Source organism: Kribbella sp. NPDC056861, from assembly GCF_040687575.1.
Taxonomy (GTDB): Bacteria; Actinomycetota; Actinomycetes; order Propionibacteriales; family Kribbellaceae; genus Kribbella.
Window position 1 is genome coordinate 1,221,700 of sequence record NZ_JBFBNQ010000002.1, and the last position, 14,310, is coordinate 1,236,009.

17 protein-coding genes are annotated in these 14,310 nt (G+C 68.2%); 6 read left to right on the top strand and 11 right to left on the bottom strand.

Annotation, left to right across the window (positions count from 1 at the left end; genetic code table 11):
• Positions 1-66: 66 nt before the first annotated feature.
• Positions 67-294 carry a hypothetical protein gene (locus AB0P21_RS12765; protein ID WP_363696132.1) on the bottom strand — a complete coding sequence of 76 codons (228 nt, stop codon included), beginning with the start codon at positions 292-294 and terminating at the stop codon, positions 67-69.
• 39 nt (positions 295-333) lie between these two features.
• Positions 334-795, bottom strand: coding sequence for a hypothetical protein (locus AB0P21_RS12770; protein ID WP_363696134.1), 462 nt, complete (start codon positions 793-795; stop codon positions 334-336).
• A gap of 572 nt (positions 796-1,367) precedes the next feature.
• Here AB0P21_RS12770 and AB0P21_RS12775 point away from each other — a divergent pair.
• Both AB0P21_RS12775 and AB0P21_RS12780 read left to right on the top strand, forming a co-directional pair.
• Positions 1,368-3,443, top strand: coding sequence for a spermidine synthase (locus tag AB0P21_RS12775; RefSeq protein ID WP_363696136.1), 2,076 nt, complete (start codon positions 1,368-1,370; stop codon positions 3,441-3,443).
• The gene (locus AB0P21_RS12780; RefSeq protein WP_363696138.1) at positions 3,436-4,323 is read left to right on the top strand and encodes a phosphotransferase; all 888 of its coding nucleotides are present in this window, start codon (positions 3,436-3,438) and stop codon (positions 4,321-4,323) included. Before AB0P21_RS12775 ends, AB0P21_RS12780 begins: the two co-directional genes overlap by 8 nt.
• Here AB0P21_RS12780 and AB0P21_RS12785 read toward each other — a convergent pair.
• From AB0P21_RS12785 to AB0P21_RS12795, 3 genes are read right to left on the bottom strand one after another with little or no spacing between them, the layout of a single operon-like run.
• The gene (locus AB0P21_RS12785) at positions 4,320-4,976 is read right to left on the bottom strand and encodes a hypothetical protein (RefSeq protein ID WP_363696140.1); all 657 of its coding nucleotides are present in this window, start codon (positions 4,974-4,976) and stop codon (positions 4,320-4,322) included. The genes AB0P21_RS12780 and AB0P21_RS12785 overlap by 4 nt on opposite strands.
• 21 nt (positions 4,977-4,997) lie before the next feature.
• On the bottom strand, positions 4,998-5,321 hold the full coding sequence (locus AB0P21_RS12790) for an AzlD domain-containing protein (protein WP_363696142.1): 324 nt from the start codon (positions 5,319-5,321) through the stop codon (positions 4,998-5,000).
• Entirely contained in the window at positions 5,318-6,010 is a 693-nt protein-coding gene (locus tag AB0P21_RS12795) for an AzlC family ABC transporter permease (protein WP_363696144.1), read from the bottom strand. The genes AB0P21_RS12790 and AB0P21_RS12795 overlap by 4 nt, the downstream gene beginning before the upstream one ends.
• Before the next feature lie 68 nt (positions 6,011-6,078).
• On the opposite strand from AB0P21_RS12795, the gene AB0P21_RS12800 reads away from it, so the two are divergent.
• Positions 6,079-6,633, top strand: a complete 555-nt coding sequence (locus AB0P21_RS12800) for an XRE family transcriptional regulator (RefSeq protein ID WP_363696146.1) — start codon at positions 6,079-6,081, stop codon at positions 6,631-6,633.
• Here AB0P21_RS12800 and AB0P21_RS12805 read toward each other — a convergent pair.
• Positions 6,630-7,460 carry an SAM-dependent methyltransferase gene (locus AB0P21_RS12805; RefSeq protein ID WP_363696147.1) on the bottom strand — a complete coding sequence of 277 codons (831 nt, stop codon included), beginning with the start codon at positions 7,458-7,460 and terminating at the stop codon, positions 6,630-6,632. The two genes, AB0P21_RS12800 and AB0P21_RS12805, sit on opposite strands and share 4 nt — an antisense overlap.
• Before the next feature lie 212 nt (positions 7,461-7,672).
• Between AB0P21_RS12805 and AB0P21_RS12810 the strand changes: the two genes are divergently transcribed.
• Together AB0P21_RS12810 and AB0P21_RS12815 are read left to right on the top strand one after the other, a co-directional pair.
• On the top strand, positions 7,673-8,503 hold the full coding sequence (locus AB0P21_RS12810) for a helix-turn-helix transcriptional regulator (protein WP_363696493.1): 831 nt from the start codon (positions 7,673-7,675) through the stop codon (positions 8,501-8,503).
• A gap of 135 nt (positions 8,504-8,638) precedes the next feature.
• Positions 8,639-10,216 (top strand): LCP family protein, encoded by a 1,578-nt coding sequence (locus tag AB0P21_RS12815; RefSeq protein WP_363696149.1) that lies wholly within the window; start codon positions 8,639-8,641, stop codon positions 10,214-10,216.
• Positions 10,217-10,221: 5 nt separating this feature from the next.
• On the opposite strand, the gene AB0P21_RS12820 is transcribed toward AB0P21_RS12815, so the two are convergent.
• From AB0P21_RS12820 to AB0P21_RS12835, 4 genes are read right to left on the bottom strand one after another with little or no spacing between them, the layout of a single operon-like run.
• Complete coding sequence (locus AB0P21_RS12820) at positions 10,222-10,914, bottom strand: anti-sigma factor (RefSeq protein ID WP_363696151.1); 693 nt, start codon at positions 10,912-10,914, stop codon at positions 10,222-10,224.
• Positions 10,895-11,470, bottom strand: coding sequence for a sigma-70 family RNA polymerase sigma factor (locus AB0P21_RS12825; RefSeq protein ID WP_363696153.1), 576 nt, complete (start codon positions 11,468-11,470; stop codon positions 10,895-10,897). The genes AB0P21_RS12820 and AB0P21_RS12825 overlap by 20 nt, the downstream gene beginning before the upstream one ends.
• A 25-nt stretch (positions 11,471-11,495) precedes the next feature.
• Positions 11,496-12,158: a sortase gene (locus AB0P21_RS12830; protein ID WP_363696156.1), complete on the bottom strand. Its 663-nt coding sequence runs from the start codon at positions 12,156-12,158 to the stop codon at positions 11,496-11,498.
• Positions 12,155-13,003: a DUF4397 domain-containing protein gene (locus tag AB0P21_RS12835; RefSeq protein WP_363696157.1), complete on the bottom strand. Its 849-nt coding sequence runs from the start codon at positions 13,001-13,003 to the stop codon at positions 12,155-12,157. Before AB0P21_RS12835 ends, AB0P21_RS12830 begins: the two co-directional genes overlap by 4 nt.
• Before the next feature lie 121 nt (positions 13,004-13,124).
• On the opposite strand from AB0P21_RS12835, the gene AB0P21_RS12840 reads away from it, so the two are divergent.
• Positions 13,125-13,676, top strand: coding sequence for a DUF664 domain-containing protein (locus AB0P21_RS12840; RefSeq protein ID WP_363696159.1), 552 nt, complete (start codon positions 13,125-13,127; stop codon positions 13,674-13,676).
• Here AB0P21_RS12840 and AB0P21_RS12845 read toward each other — a convergent pair.
• Positions 13,669-14,289, bottom strand: coding sequence for a TetR/AcrR family transcriptional regulator (locus tag AB0P21_RS12845; RefSeq protein ID WP_363696161.1), 621 nt, complete (start codon positions 14,287-14,289; stop codon positions 13,669-13,671). The genes AB0P21_RS12840 and AB0P21_RS12845 overlap by 8 nt on opposite strands.
• Positions 14,290-14,310 lie beyond the last annotated feature (21 nt).

The window sequence follows — 14,310 nt, forward strand, 5'->3', positions numbered from 1 at the left end:
GCCGCGTCGCCCGCCCGCGATGCAGGAGCGCCCCGCTCACCTCGCGCCCGAGTCCAGCGACCAGAGCTACAACCGATCGCCAGGTTTCCAGTTGTCTTCCGGCTGATCGTCGTTGCGGAGAGTCGGGTGATCCGACTTCAGCTTCTGGATGAACTTCTGCGCATTCTCGATGGTCTTCAGCGCGAATGTCTTCTCATACGGCTCGACATGCACCCTCCACTTCTCGGCGTGGGTTCGCACCGTCTTCCGCTGAGCCTTCAATTTGTCCCGCGTACTCGCCAGATTGTCAGCCACTCGCACTCCTCGATGTCGAACCGCTATCCCCGCGACCGATCAGGCATCCAGCCGGGCGATCGTCGCGCCGTTGACGAAGTCGAATACACCCGACTCCTCCGCATCCTCTCCTTGCTCCACGACAGCATTCTGCGCGTCGGCGGAGTTGCCCATATAAGCTCCGCGTTTCAGTTCGCTGATCATCGTCTCTCGCTCGTCATTTCGGGCATTGTTGATTCGATCCACGCCGATTTCATTGAGCGGGAAGCAGGTGATGATGGCCCCGGCGTCGCTGGTCGCCGCGATGAACAGGACCGTCCCCGCACTGGTCCGCGCGAACCCTTGCTCCGCGTGCTGAGCATTCTCAGGGCTGAGTCTCATGACGCCCCACAGGTAGTCCCTGAGCGTGTTGATACTCGCCGACCGACTAAACCAACTCACGCTGGTCGCGCTTCGTAGGTTGTGGACGTAAAGACTGAACGGATGATCGCTCGGATAGAGCGAATCACGAAGAATAGACAAAACCGGACTCCTCAATCGCTTGTTCCGCGGCAGCAGGATTGAACGGCACCCTGGCATCCAAAACAAGGGCCTTCGGCAGCAGAGTGCCGAGCCCAGGGCAGTTGCGGTATTCACTGGTCTTATTCGCGGCCACTAGCGTCCCCCCACAGGAATCGGCGCGACGGCGAAACTTGACGCCGACTACGCAGCACTATGCACGGAACAAGGCTTGTTGCCAAGAGGTTGGTAGCAGAAAGTAGCGAAGATCTGGCGTCGAATTTGCAGCAAATTGCTCATCAGCCGAGAAATCCGCTGCCTGCAAGCGCGGCGTCAATCGCATATCCGTTTCCTCTGGAGGAAACCAGGCCCACTCGGGCACCCGCCCGTAACGCGGGAGCGTGTCGCGACACAAGAACGCGAAGGCGACCCGCATCAGATCCGCCTCGCGGATCACCCACCGTGGTCCGGGTGGGCTCAACGCTCCAGCCCGCAGCGCGAGTACGGGTGGGGCGACACCTCAGCCCCCACCGTTCCGCCCAAAAACCCGTGCGAGGGTGATGTGGACCACTTCTGATCCGGTATGGTCCCCGCCCATGGCAGTCGACTCGACAACACCTGATCAGATCAGCGTTCCGCGCTGGCACAGCCCACTCGCGGTGAAGCCGCGCCTCGTGCTGGCCAGCGCGTTGATGTTGTTCCTGGAGCTGGCGCTGATCCGCTGGACCGGGTCCAACGTGGTGCACCTCAGCTACTTCTCGAACTTCGTGCTGCTCGGCTCGTTCCTGGGGATCGGGATCGGGATCCTGCGGTCCAGCAGGGCGAAGCGGCTGCCGTACTACTCCCCGATCGTGCTCGGGCTGCTGGTCGCGGTGATCGCGTGGAAGCCGGTGACGGTCAACCGGGGTAGTTCGTCGAGCGTCATCTACTTCACCAGCCTGGAGACCAGTGGGCCGCCGACCTGGGTGATCCTGCCGATCATCTTCATCGCGGCCGCGGTGATCCTGGCTGGGCCGGCCGAGTTGGTCGGGCGGTGTTTCGGTGAGCTGCCGCGGTTGACGGCGTACCGGTTCGATCTGATCGGCAGTTTGACCGGCATCGTGCTGTTCACCGGGCTGTCGTTCCTGGGCGCGCCGCCGATCTGGTGGGGCGCGATCGTGACCGTCGCGTTCCTGGTGCTGATGGTTCCGCAGCAGAAGGCGACCGCGACCGCGTTGAGTGCGGCTTTGGTGGCCGCGCCGCTGCTGGTGATGGTCGGCGTGCTGTTCCACGAGTCGACGCGGCCGGAGAACACCTGGTCGCCGTACTACAAGGTGCAGACCTCCGGGTTCGAGTGGCAGGGCGTGCCGCTGCTGACGATCACCGTGAACGGCGTACCGCACCAGCAGGCGATCCCGGCCGACGCCCGGCTGCAGTGGGAGCCGCAGTACGGGCTGCCGTACGAGCGGGCGAACGCGGGCAAGGCGCCGAAGAACGTGCTGATCATCGGGGCCGGCTCGGGCTCCGACGTCGCGATCGCGCTGAAGAAGGGCGCGGAGCACGTCGACGCGGTCGAGATCGACCCGGAGATCCGCGACATCGGCAAGGCCAGGCACCCCGACCACCCGTACCAGGACCCGCGGGTGACCTCGCACATCGACGACGGCCGCGCGTTCCTGTCCCGGACGGACAAGAAGTACGACCTGATCATGCTCGCCCTGCCGGACTCGCTGACGCTGGTCAACGGCGCCAGCTCGCTGCGGCTGGAGAGCTACCTGTTCACCCAGCAGGCGTTCGAGAGCGCGAAGGAACACCTGGCGCCAGGCGGCGCCTTCGCGATGTACAACTACTACCGCGAGACCTGGCTGATCGACCGGCTCGCGCTGACCGCGGAGAAGGCCTTCGGGCACAAGCCGTGTGTGGACAAGGTCGGCGACGACCTGCAGCAGGCAGTGGTGACTGTCGGCCTGACCGAGGCCGACCAGACCTGTGGCACCGCATGGGCGGGCAAGACGGCGATCACGCCGCCGCCGGCCACCGACAATCGCCCGTTCCTGTACCTGTTCACCGACCGGATCCCGTCGCTCTACCTGGTGACACTGGGCCTGGTGCTGCTGGCCGGGCTGATCGGCGTGGGCATCGCGGGCGGCGGTTCGTCGTACCGGCGGATGCGCCCGTACGCCGACCTGTTCCTGCTCGGCGCCGGCTTCATGCTGCTGGAGACGAAGAGCATCACCGGCTTCGCCCTGCTGTTCGGTACGACGTGGGTGGTCAACGCGATCGTCTTCGCCGGCGTGCTGGTCGCCGTACTGGCTGCCGTCGAAGTCACCCGGCGGTTCAAAACCCCACCGGTGAAGGTGATGTACGTCGTCCTCGGCGCCGGGTTGCTGCTCAGCTGGCTCTTCCCGGACAGCTGGCTGCTCTCGATGCCGGTCGGATTGCGGGCCCTGGTCGCGGTGGTGATCGCGTTCACCCCGATCTTCGCGGCGAACGTGATCTTCGCGAAGCGCTTCACCGACACCGCCGACGGAACGGCGAGCTTCGGTGCCAACCTGCTCGGCGCGATGCTCGGCGGCTGTCTCGAGTACGCCGCGCTGCTGATCGGCTTCGACGGTCTGCTGATCATCGCCGCCCTGCTCTACGCCGGCGCCTTCCTGCTCCGGCCGAAGGGCGCCTCCGTCGTCAATGCCTGATCCGCTCGAGTGGGTCGAACGACTCACCGGAGGCCCGGTCACCCGCGCGGAACGTCTGCGCGGGGGCTGGACCTCCGAGATGCGGCGGGTCGAGGTCGACCTGCCGCAAGGACCCCAGCGCTTCGTACTGCGAACCTTCGTGGACGAGTTCTTCGTCAAGCACGCGCACGGGCTGCTCACCCGCGAGGCTCAGGTCCTCGATCAACTGGCCGGCACCGACATCCCTGCCGCTGAGCTGGTCGGGGTCGACGCCGAGGCCCGGTACTGCGACCACCCGTCGTTGCTGATGACGCTGCTACCAGGCACTGTGCGGGTGGACGACGAAGGCGCCGGTGCGCGTGCGGTGCTGCTTGCCGAGCAGCTTGCCGCGATCCACCGGGTGCAGGTCGACGAGCGGCCACGCGAGTACCAGCCGTGGACCGCGCCGGATCGCGTTAGGTTGCCATTGGCAACTAGTCGGCCAGCGGTCTGGGCGGCCGCGATCGACGAGTTGCGGCGAGAGGCGCCGGAGTACGAGGGCGTCTTTCTGCACCGGGACTTCCATCCCGGCAACGTCTTGTTCGACGGTGGCAAGGTCAGCGGGGTGGTCGACTGGGTCGAGACCTCGTGGGGGCCGGCCGATCTCGATGTCGCGCACTGCTCGACCGCGCTCGCCCTACTCCACGGACCTGATGCCGGAGCCGCCTTCAGCACCCTGTACGCCAACGCGGGCGGGCGCGAGTTGGCCGATGACCGCTACTGGCGGCTGCTCGATGCGCTCGCCTTCGCCCCCGACGCGGAGAAGGTCGCCGTCCCCTGGCGCGAACTCGGGCGGACCGACCTGACACCGGACATCCTGCAGGAGCGCCTGGAGCGCTACCTCGAGCTGATCCTGAGCTAGCGGTCCTGCGGCCGATCCTGCGGGCGATCGGGATTCGGCCCCGGGTTGTAAGTACTCGGCGGCGGATAGCCGGGGAAGGTGTTTCCCTGCTGCGGCTGCCCGTACTGCGGCGGCCCCGGCTGCGGGTACTGCGGCCCGCCCGGCTGCCCGTACTGCGGCGGCATCGGCGCGGTCGGCGGCTGGTTCCTGCGCTTCTTGCGACCCCCGCCGACCATCAGCCCGATCCCCAGCCCGATGAAGATGATCAGCGAGAACACCACGCCCAGGATCGACAGCACGAAGGTTGCGATCGACACCCGCGGCCCGACCGAGTACGCCGTACCGGGGGCAGCGGCGCTGCAGTTGATCGCGTAGTCGCCGGCCGGCAGCACGTCGACCGAGCGCGCGACCAGATAGAAGCTCTTGTTGTTGATCGTGAGCGACTCGGACCCGGTCGTCTCCAGCGCGACCTCGGCGCCGTCCGCCGTCATCACCACGCAGGCCGGCTCGGCTCCCGGCCGGGAGGCCCACAGTTTGAGGCCGTCCTTGTCGAGGTGCACCACCCCGCCGGTGACCGGCTGCGGCGTACTCGGCAGATTGCCGAGCAGCAGGATGCCGAAGAACACCGCCAGCGCCACCCCGACCACGAAGCTGACCACCCCGAGCTGTTTCATGCGAGAACGCTAACCCCAAACTCACGGTACGCCGAGCAACCGCAGCCCGGCAGCCGTCGCGGCGGCGGCCACCACAACGAGGACGAACGGCGCCTTCCGCCAGGCCAGCACCCCGCCGACCAGCACTCCCACCGGCCGCGCGATCCCCGCGTGGCTGTGGCCGTCGGTCAGCGCAGCGGTCGCGACCAGCGCGGCCAGCAGCACGATCGCGGCCGCCGACATCACCTGCTGCGCCCGCTCCGGCAACTCGAACCGGGTCCGCAGCAACGGCCCGGCCAGCCGCAGCGAAAAGGTGCCTATGGCAAGCACTCCGATGGCGGTCAGCAGCGCCGGACTGTTGTTCATCGTGCAACCTCCAACGCAGCAACGGGTTTGTCGGCGCGGTAGAACACCAGCCCGATCAGCGCGAGCAGCACCGGCACTCCGGCCGGCAGGAACGGCGTTGCCGCCAGCGCGACAACGACGCCGATCAGGGCCGCCGTCCGAGTTGCCCGATCACGCAAGGCAGGCAGCATTAGCGCGAGCAGCACTGCAGGGAACGCCGCATCCAGCCCGAACACATCCGTGTCGGTGATCACCGACCCAGCGGCCGCGCCGATCACCACCCCGAGATTCCAGCAGACGGAGATCCCGATCCCGCACACCCAGTACGCCGTCCGTTTCTGCCGCAGCTCGTCCTGCCCGAGCGCGAAGGCGACATTCTCGTCGGTCATCAGGTGACTCCCGGGCAGCCGTCGCCAGCCGCCGCCGATCACGTCACTGACCGCCAGGCCGAACGCGACGTGCCGGGTGTTCACCAGCAACCCGGCGATGGTGGCGGCGATCGGGCTGCCACCGGCCGCGACGATCCCCACGAACAAGAACTGGGACGCTCCGGCGAACACCAGCAGCGACAGCGCGATCGGCAACCAGAACGGGAGTCCCCCGCCGATGCTGATCGCGCCGTACGAGAGGCCGACCACGCCGTCGGCCAGGCAGACCAGTGCGATGTCACGCAGCAGCCCGGGGTCGGTTGTTCGCCATATCGAACGCATGTGTTTTATGATGAACACATCACAGTCGTTCGTCAAGTCGAACGCACCGACCGATGGAGCGAACGCAGATGGACAGCAAGGCACCACTCGACGTGATCGCGTCCTCGCTGCGCCGCGAGCGCAACCGGGCCGATCTGTCCCTCACCGAGGTGGCCAAGCGGGCGGGGATCGCGAAGTCCACTCTGTCCCAACTGGAATCCGGCACCGGCAACCCGAGCGTCGAGACGCTCTGGGCGCTGAGCATCGCCCTGGAGGTGCAGTTCGCCGACCTGCTCGAGCCGCGACGGCCGAAGGTGCAGGTGATCCGGGCGAACGAGGGCCCGGCGATCTACTCCGACCAGGCCGACTACAGCGCGACCCTGGTCGCCGCCAGCCCGCCGAACGCCAGGCGTGACCTCTACCGGATCGTCGTCGCTCCCGGCCCGGGCCGGGAGTCCCAGCCACATCTGCCGGGCACGATCGAACACGTCGTCCTGAGCACCGGGCGGGCCCTGATCGGCCCACTGGACGAGCCGATCGAGCTGCACCCGGGCGACTACATCGGCTATCCCGGCGACGTGCCCCATCTGTTCAAGGCACTCGCCGCCGGCACCACCGCTGTACTGATCTCCGAGACTTCCTAGGCCTTGCGGGCCACTCCGCCGGCGATGCACTCCTCGATCTGGCTGAGCGGCTTCACCCGGGGGCCGTCCGGCCACCACTCGTCGCACAGCGTCAGGCCGGGGTCGACCATCTCCAGCTCGCCGAACATCGCGCGGATGTCGTCGAAGGTGCGGAACAGGCCGCTGCCCATCGGGCTGTGGGTGAAGCGCTCCTCCAGTGCCCGCGCAGTCTTGGCGTGCTCGGGCGTCTGCGGGTCGAGAAAGTGCGAGAGCACCACGTACGAACCGGCCACCAGGGCGTCGGTGTACTGCTTGATCACCTCGGGACCGTCGTCACCGAGGTAGTGGTGCATGGTGCCGTTGTGGATCAACGCGATCGGCTGGCTGAAGTCCAGGAACTTCCGCACCTCGGGGTGGTCCAGCACCTCCGACGGCTTGAAGATGTCGGCGGCGACGAACAGCGTCTGGTCGTTCTCCTCCAGCAACGCGCGGCCGTGCGCGAGCACCACCGGGTCGTTGTCGACGTACAGCACCTTGGCGGTCGGCTGCAGCCGCTGGACGATCTGGTGCGTGTTCTCCGCGGTCGGCAGCCCCGATCCGCAGTCCAGGTACTGCGTGATGCCCGCTTGGCCGGCCAGGAAGCGGCAGGCGCGGACCAGGAAGTTGCGGTTCGACCAGGCCAGGTCGGTCACCTGCGGGGCCACCGTCGCCACCTGGCGCAGTACCTCGCGGTCGATCTCGAAGTTGTCCTTGCCGCCCAGGAACGCGTCGTAGACCCGCGCGATACTCGCCCGGGTGGTGTCCACCCCGACCGGCACCGAGCTGGGGGAAATCTTGGCGTCGGGCATCAGCGACCTCGCAGATCATCGGTGAGAACAGGGCTGGAGAGCAGAGCCTACTAACAGTAGGGGATCGATTCCAGCTCGTGGGGGCGCGTCGGCCTGCCCCGGGCATGCCCCAATCGTGAAATGATCCTGCTCTGCGTCAGCGACAGGGCTCACAAGGAGGGCAGGCGGTGGCAGAGCAAGGCACGCCCGGCGGGCCGACCGCACTGCGGATCATGCTCGGCGCCCACCTGCGGCGGATGCGCGAGGACGCCAACATCACCCGCGGCGAGGCCGGCTACGCGATCCGCGGCTCGGAGTCGAAGATCAGCCGGCTCGAGCTCGGCCGGGTCGGTTTCAAGGTCCGCGACGTCGAGGACCTGCTCAGCCTCTACCAGCTGACCGACGAGACCGAGCGCACCCGGCTGATCAACCTGGCCAAGCAGGCCAACAACCCGGGCTGGTGGCAGCGCTACGACGACATCACGCCGAACTGGTTCCACTCCTATCTCGGCCTGGAGATGGCCGCGGAGCTGATCCGTACCTACGAGGTCCAGTTCGTTCCCGGTCTGCTGCAGACACCCGACTACGCCCGCGCGGTGATCCGGCTCGGCCGCGGCGAGCGGCCGTTGCCCGCGGCCGAGATCGACCGGCTGGTCGCCCTGCGCAAGACCCGGCAGGAGATCCTCGAAGGCCCGACGCCGGCCCGGCTGTGGGCCATCGTCGACGAGGCGGTACTGCGCCGCCCGATCGGCGGCCAGGCCGTCCTGCGGGCCCAGCTCGAGCACCTCGCGGAGGTCTCCCGGCTGCCGAACGTGACGCTGCAGATCCTGCCGTTCGACACCGGCGGCTACGCGGCCACCGGCGGCGCCTTCAGCCTGCTCCGGTTCGCCGACGCGGATCTGCCCGACGTGGTATACATCGAGCACCTCACCAGCGCCGTCTACCTGGACAAGCTGGAGGACCTGGACGAGTACGTGATCACGATGGACTCGCTGTCGATCGCGGCCAGCGCCCCGCGGCAGACCCAGGAGCTGCTCACCGACCTGATCAAGTCCCTCGGCTGACGTTGCCCTGAGCAACCCCGTGGACACGATCCGTCAGCCAACCTCAGGGCTTGGTAAACCGACAACCAACTGCCCCTCGAGTACGTCATATTGTGTGCGCCCAACTCTCCCTTGGACGGAGTTGTAGACACACCGATGCCGACCGACCAGCACGATCCGGAACATTCGCGGGGCCGGGCCCGGCGGGCCGCGCCGCGGCGGCGGGCCACCCGGCCACGCCGTACCCGCGCGATCCTGGGGTGGACCCTGCTCGGATCGCTGATCCCGGGGGTCGGCTATCTGGCGGCCGGCTGGAAGAAGCTCGGCGCGCTGGTACTCGTCATCACCCTCGGCCTGCTCGGACTGGCCGGGTATCTCGGCCTCACCCAGCGGGAGCGGATCCTCGAGCTGGCGGTGGCGCCGAAGCAACTGCAGTACGTCACGGTCGGGCTCTGCCTGCTCGGCACGCTGTGGATCGTCGTCATCGTCACCTCCCACCGCGCATTGCGGTCCGGCACCGGCACCAAGGGCTCGCGGGTCGGCGGCGCGGTACTGGTCGGGCTGCTCAGCTTCGCGGTCGCAGTACCGACCGCGATGGGCGTGCAGACCGCCCGGACGCAGCAGGACCTGGTGCAGACCGTCTTCGCCGGCGGTAACAGCAAGAGCGCGACCCGGCCGATCGTCAAGAACAAGAAGGACCCGTGGGCCGGCAAGCCGCGGCTCAACGTGCTGCTGCTCGGCGCCGACGACGGCGCCGGCCGCAAGGACGTCCGGACCGACACCGTGATCGTCGCCAGCATCGACACCGTCACCGGCAACGTCTCGCTGATCTCGCTGCCGCGAAAGCTGATGTTCATGCCGTTCCCGAAGGGCACCAAGCTGCACGAGGCGTACCCGGACGGCTTCGGCAGGGACGGGATCAGCCTGCAGGAGCGGCTGGAGTGGATGCTGGACGCGATCTACAAGAACGTGCCGGAGCAGCACAAGAACATCGTCGGCCCGTCCGACAACGAGGGCGCCGACATCCTGAAGCTCACCGTCGGCGAGGCGACCGGGCTGCCGCTGGACTACTACGTGCAGATCAACCTGGCCGGCTTCACCCAGCTGGTGAACGCGCTCGGCGGCATCACCGTCAACATCAACTACCCGATCCCGGTCGGCGGCAGCGACGACGCGCAGCGGCCGCCGAACTACTACCTCCAGCCCGCGCAGAACAAGCACCTGTGGGGACTCGAGGCGCTCTGGTACGCCCGCGGCCGGTACAAGATCCCCAACCCGGACGACGCCCGCAGTGCCCGGCAGCGCTGCGCGATCCACGCGATCGCCGAGGCCGCGACGCCGCCGAACCTGCTGAAGAGCTACCGCAGTCTCGCGGAGGTCGGCAAGAACATGCTGCGCACCGACATCCCGCAGGAGCTGCTCCCGGCCTTCCTCGAGCTGGCGCTGAAGATCAAGTCGGCGAAGGTCTCCGAGGTGCCGCTGGACGGGAAGAAGCTCAAGTTCGCCTACCCGCACCCGGACTACGACGGGTTGCGCGCCACGGTCGCCGCGGCGCTCGAAGCCAAGCCGGTGTCGACTCCGGTCACGCCGACCGCGCCTCCCACCACGACGAAGCCCACCACGAAGCCGACGGGCAAAGCGACGAGGAAGCCGACCACCTCGCCCACGCCGGAGACCACAGGTCCCGCCGACCTGGCCGATGCGTGTGAGTACCACCCGGTCGACGCGCCGTAGAACCGCTAACTCGGCAAGGTGCCGCGGATGATGCTGTCCCGCGAGTGCTCGGGCTTGCCGTCGTCCGGCTCGAGCGAGACGTCGACGATCCGGTAGCCCTGCGCGGTCAGCTGCGGCGGTACGACGTACGTCCCACCGGCTCGCGGGTCGAGCACCCCGAGCGACACCATCCGCTGCCCGTCGGTGTTGATCAGCCACAACTCGTAGAAGCCTTGCGGCGCAGGCAGTCCGTTCACGCCGACCCGGAGCTCGGTCCCGGCGCTGGTGCTGATCAGATCGGCGACGCCGTCACCGGCCTTGCCGGTCAGCGGCCCCAGCCGCACGCTCGCCACCGGCGGCGGCTGGGTCGGTACCGGGTCGTCCTTCCCCAGCACCTGCGCCCCTAGTACGCCGGCGATGACGCCCACAGCAGCAGCCACTGCGCCCACCAGCACCACCTTGCGCCGAGCCCGACGCCGCTCGTCGTCCCTGACGGTACGCAGCCCCAGTTCGTCGGCGACGCGGGTCCACACCTCGGGTGGCGGCGGCTCCAGCCGGTCGCCGGGCTCCAGTTGGTGCCCCAGGCCGGCCAGTTGCCGAAGGTCCTCGATCTCGGCGCGGCAGACGGCGCAACCGGCCAGGTGACGCTGCTCCTCGGCGCCGGGCAGGACGTCGTCCAGCGCGTACTGGGCCAGCAGTTCAGGATCCAGGTGTTCCACGGGTCACCTCCTTCAACCGGTCGCGGAGGTGCAGGAGACCGCGGCGGACATGGCTCTTCACCGTACCGAGCGGCAATTCCAGCCGTTCGGCAATTTGGGCGTATGTCTGGTCTTCGTAGAAGACGAGCCCGAGGATGGTTCGCCGCGGATCATCGAGCCGGGCGATCTCGTCGGCCAGCACCAGCCGGTCGACGATCCGCTCGTCCACCGGAGAGCTCCGGGGCTCCTCGTGCACCGAGCCGACCGCGGCCAGGGTGCGCTGGTCCTTGCCGCGCGCCGCCAGCCGGTCGGCGACCCGGTGCCGGGTGATCCCGATCAACCAAGCGCTCAGCGACCCGGCGGACGGGTCGTAGGTCGCCCGTCCCCGCCAGGCCGAGACGAACACCTGCTGACTCACGTCCTCGGCGTCGGTCCGGTCGCCGAGGGTCTTCAACGCGACACCGAAGACCAGCGGCGCCCATCGGCGGTACGCCTCGGCCAGGGAGTCCTCCCGCCCGGCAGCGAACGCTGCAGCTACCTCGGCTGCAGACAACTCACCAGGCTCGACGGGCCTCACGCCGGGCACTCTATCGGGACTCCGCTCACTCGACGGGTACGGCGGTGACAACCAGGTTCTGCTGGTAGCCGCCTCGGGCGGGGAGGTACTGGCCGCCGCAGGTGACGAGTTGAAGGCGGCGCGGTCCACTCCGGTCGAAGACGGCGTCCAGGGCAAGCGTCTGCTTGTCGACATCACGCACCGCCTCTGTCCGGTACTTCGCGATCTGGCCGTCGGCCAGCCGTACCTCGATCAGGTCCCCGGCCCGAACCCTACTGAGCCGTGCCAACGGCCCCACGCCGTACCGGCGGCTGTCGAGATGCCCGCCGAACACCACCGACCCAGTAGCCGCGCCAGGCGCCGGGCCGAACCGATACCAGCCGATGCGCACCGGATTCGCCGGTAGCTCCATCTGCCCGTCAGCAGCCACACCAGTCGGTACTACGGGCATGCGCAGCCCTATGCGCCGCACCACCAGCTCCACCGGCACTGTGGTGCGCACTGGAGCTGGCGGTGGTGTGGCACGTGCAGACGGGGTGGTGGGGGCGGCCCGCGGACCGGGGGTGCCGCTCGGCCCGCTCTCCACCACACCCGTCGCACTGGCCTTCGGCGCGTCGCTCTGGCCCTCGCGGCCGTACCAGTACCACGGCACAGCCACGAGGGTGATCAGAGAAACCACCAGCAGTACTACGGTCTTGCGGTTGCTCACCTCTTCGCGCGGACCAGCCGCCCGGTCGAGGCGACCACACCGAGCACAGCGAGCAGCATCAGCCCGAACGCCCAACCAGGTAAGGCGTTCTGCTGCAGCTGAGCCGCCTGTCCTCCGGTACCCCCGGGGATGCCCGTCGGGTTGCCGTGCAACCCACTGATCTTCTGCACGGCCAGCTTCAGGTTCTTGGCGCTCGCGCTGCCCCATGCGTAGACGATCGTGTTGGTGCCCTCGGTCAGCGGTACGTCGGCCGGGCCGAGCGCGACTGTCGACGTACCGGCAAGGGTGACGTCGGCCTTCACGGTGCCGGCCGGCAGATCCGCCTTGGCCTCCTTGGGGTTGGTCAGCGCCTTGAACACAGGCTTCCCGCCGGCCCGGATGTCGACGGCCGGAGCCGCTGCGGTGTGCCGGACCGTCAGCCGTGCCTGCCCTGCCTTGAGCTTGGAGACATCGTTGACGTACGGCGTCAGCTCGGGCTTGCCCGCCGCGTCCAGGTGCGCCACCACGGTGATGTTGGCGCCGCCGGGGACCTTGACGCCGTTCGCCTGGATCACTGCCTTGCCACTGGCCCCTGCGCCCGCGGCGACCACCTTCAGGTCGTAGGTGCCGGCCGGCAGCTTGAGCGGGTCGGTCAGCGTGCCCGGCTTGAAGTTCTTCAGCAACTCCTTGCCACCGGCGTACACGTCGACGGTGGCGCCTGGCACGGCGTGCAGGATCGAGACGGTCGCGTCGGCCGTGGTACGGGCTGGTGCTCGCCCGCCGGCCTCGGCCGGTACTGCGGCGGTGGCTGCGGCCAGGGCGATCACGCCCGCGACTGCGGCGGCTGCAGAACGGCGGTGGAACATGTCTACCTCCTGGATCGGGTGCTTTACCTCCTCTTCTCGCTGCGCACCGTCTACGGATGCACCGGAGACAAAGTTTTCTTCAAGGACGTAGACCGTCCGCGATCGCTCCTACGGTGGCGGCATGGACTCATGGGAACCGCCAATCGCCGGCACCGAGGAAGAACACCTGCTCGGCGCGCTCGACCGGATGCGCACCACCTTCCGCTGGAAGGCCGACGGCCTCGACGCGGCCGGGCTGCGGCACCGGATCGGCGCCTCGACCCTGACCATCGGCGGTCTGCTCAAACACCTGGCCGCGCAGGAGGACTACATGTTCACCGTGAAGTTCCGCGGCGAACCGATGGGCCCACCGTGGAGCGAGAACGGCTGGGACGGCGACAACGACTGGGAGTTCAGCTCAGCCGCCACCGACTCCCCCGAGCAGCTCTACGCCCTCTGGGACGACGCCGTCGCCCGCTCCCGCGCCACCACCGCCGCAGCCCTGGCCAACGGCGGCCTGGACCAGCCCGCCGACATCAGCTGGCCCGACGGCCGGCACGCCAGCCTCCGCCGCCTCATCTTCGACAAGCTCGAGGAGTACGGCCGCCACACCGGCCACTGCGACCTCCTGCGCGAAGCCATCGACGGCCGTACCGGCGAAGACCCGCCCTCGGGCTGGCAGCCGGTCAGCTGACTCGAGCCACGATCTTGAGGGCGTAGGTGGAGTACTGATCCACGACCTCGGCCATCGGGTGCGGGTCCTCGGGAGTCCACCACTCACAAGCACGCACGCCCATGCTGGCGATCGCACGGATCGCCAGCTCCGGTGATGGCACCTGGAAGTCGCCGTTGCGGATGCCGCGATCGACGACGTCGCGGAAGATCTGGGTGGTCTCCTGGTGCGCGTCGGCCACCCGCGCCTGCTGGTCCTCGGTCAGCGAGCGGCGCTCGCGGATCGTCACCCGGGCGAGGTCTCGGTACTCGAGATGAGCCCGGACATGCGCGGCCACGATGCCGCGCAACTGGTCCGGCGCCGCACTGCCGGATTCGAGCAGCGCCCGGCGTACCTGCGTGCGGTGGAAGCGGGTGCCGAGGTCGACCAGCTCCATCAACAGGTCCTGCTTGCTCGCGACGTGGAAGTACAGCGCGCCCGGCTGCTGCCCGATCGCCGTCATCAGGTCCTTCACCGACACCGCATGGAAGCCGCTGGCGCCGAACAGCTGGATCGCGGTCTCGAACAGGCGCCGCCGCGCCTCGGTCAGATCCTCGACCGGCGGCATCGTGTTGAATGATTGTTCAGTAGTCATCGTTGACAGAATCTCCCAATC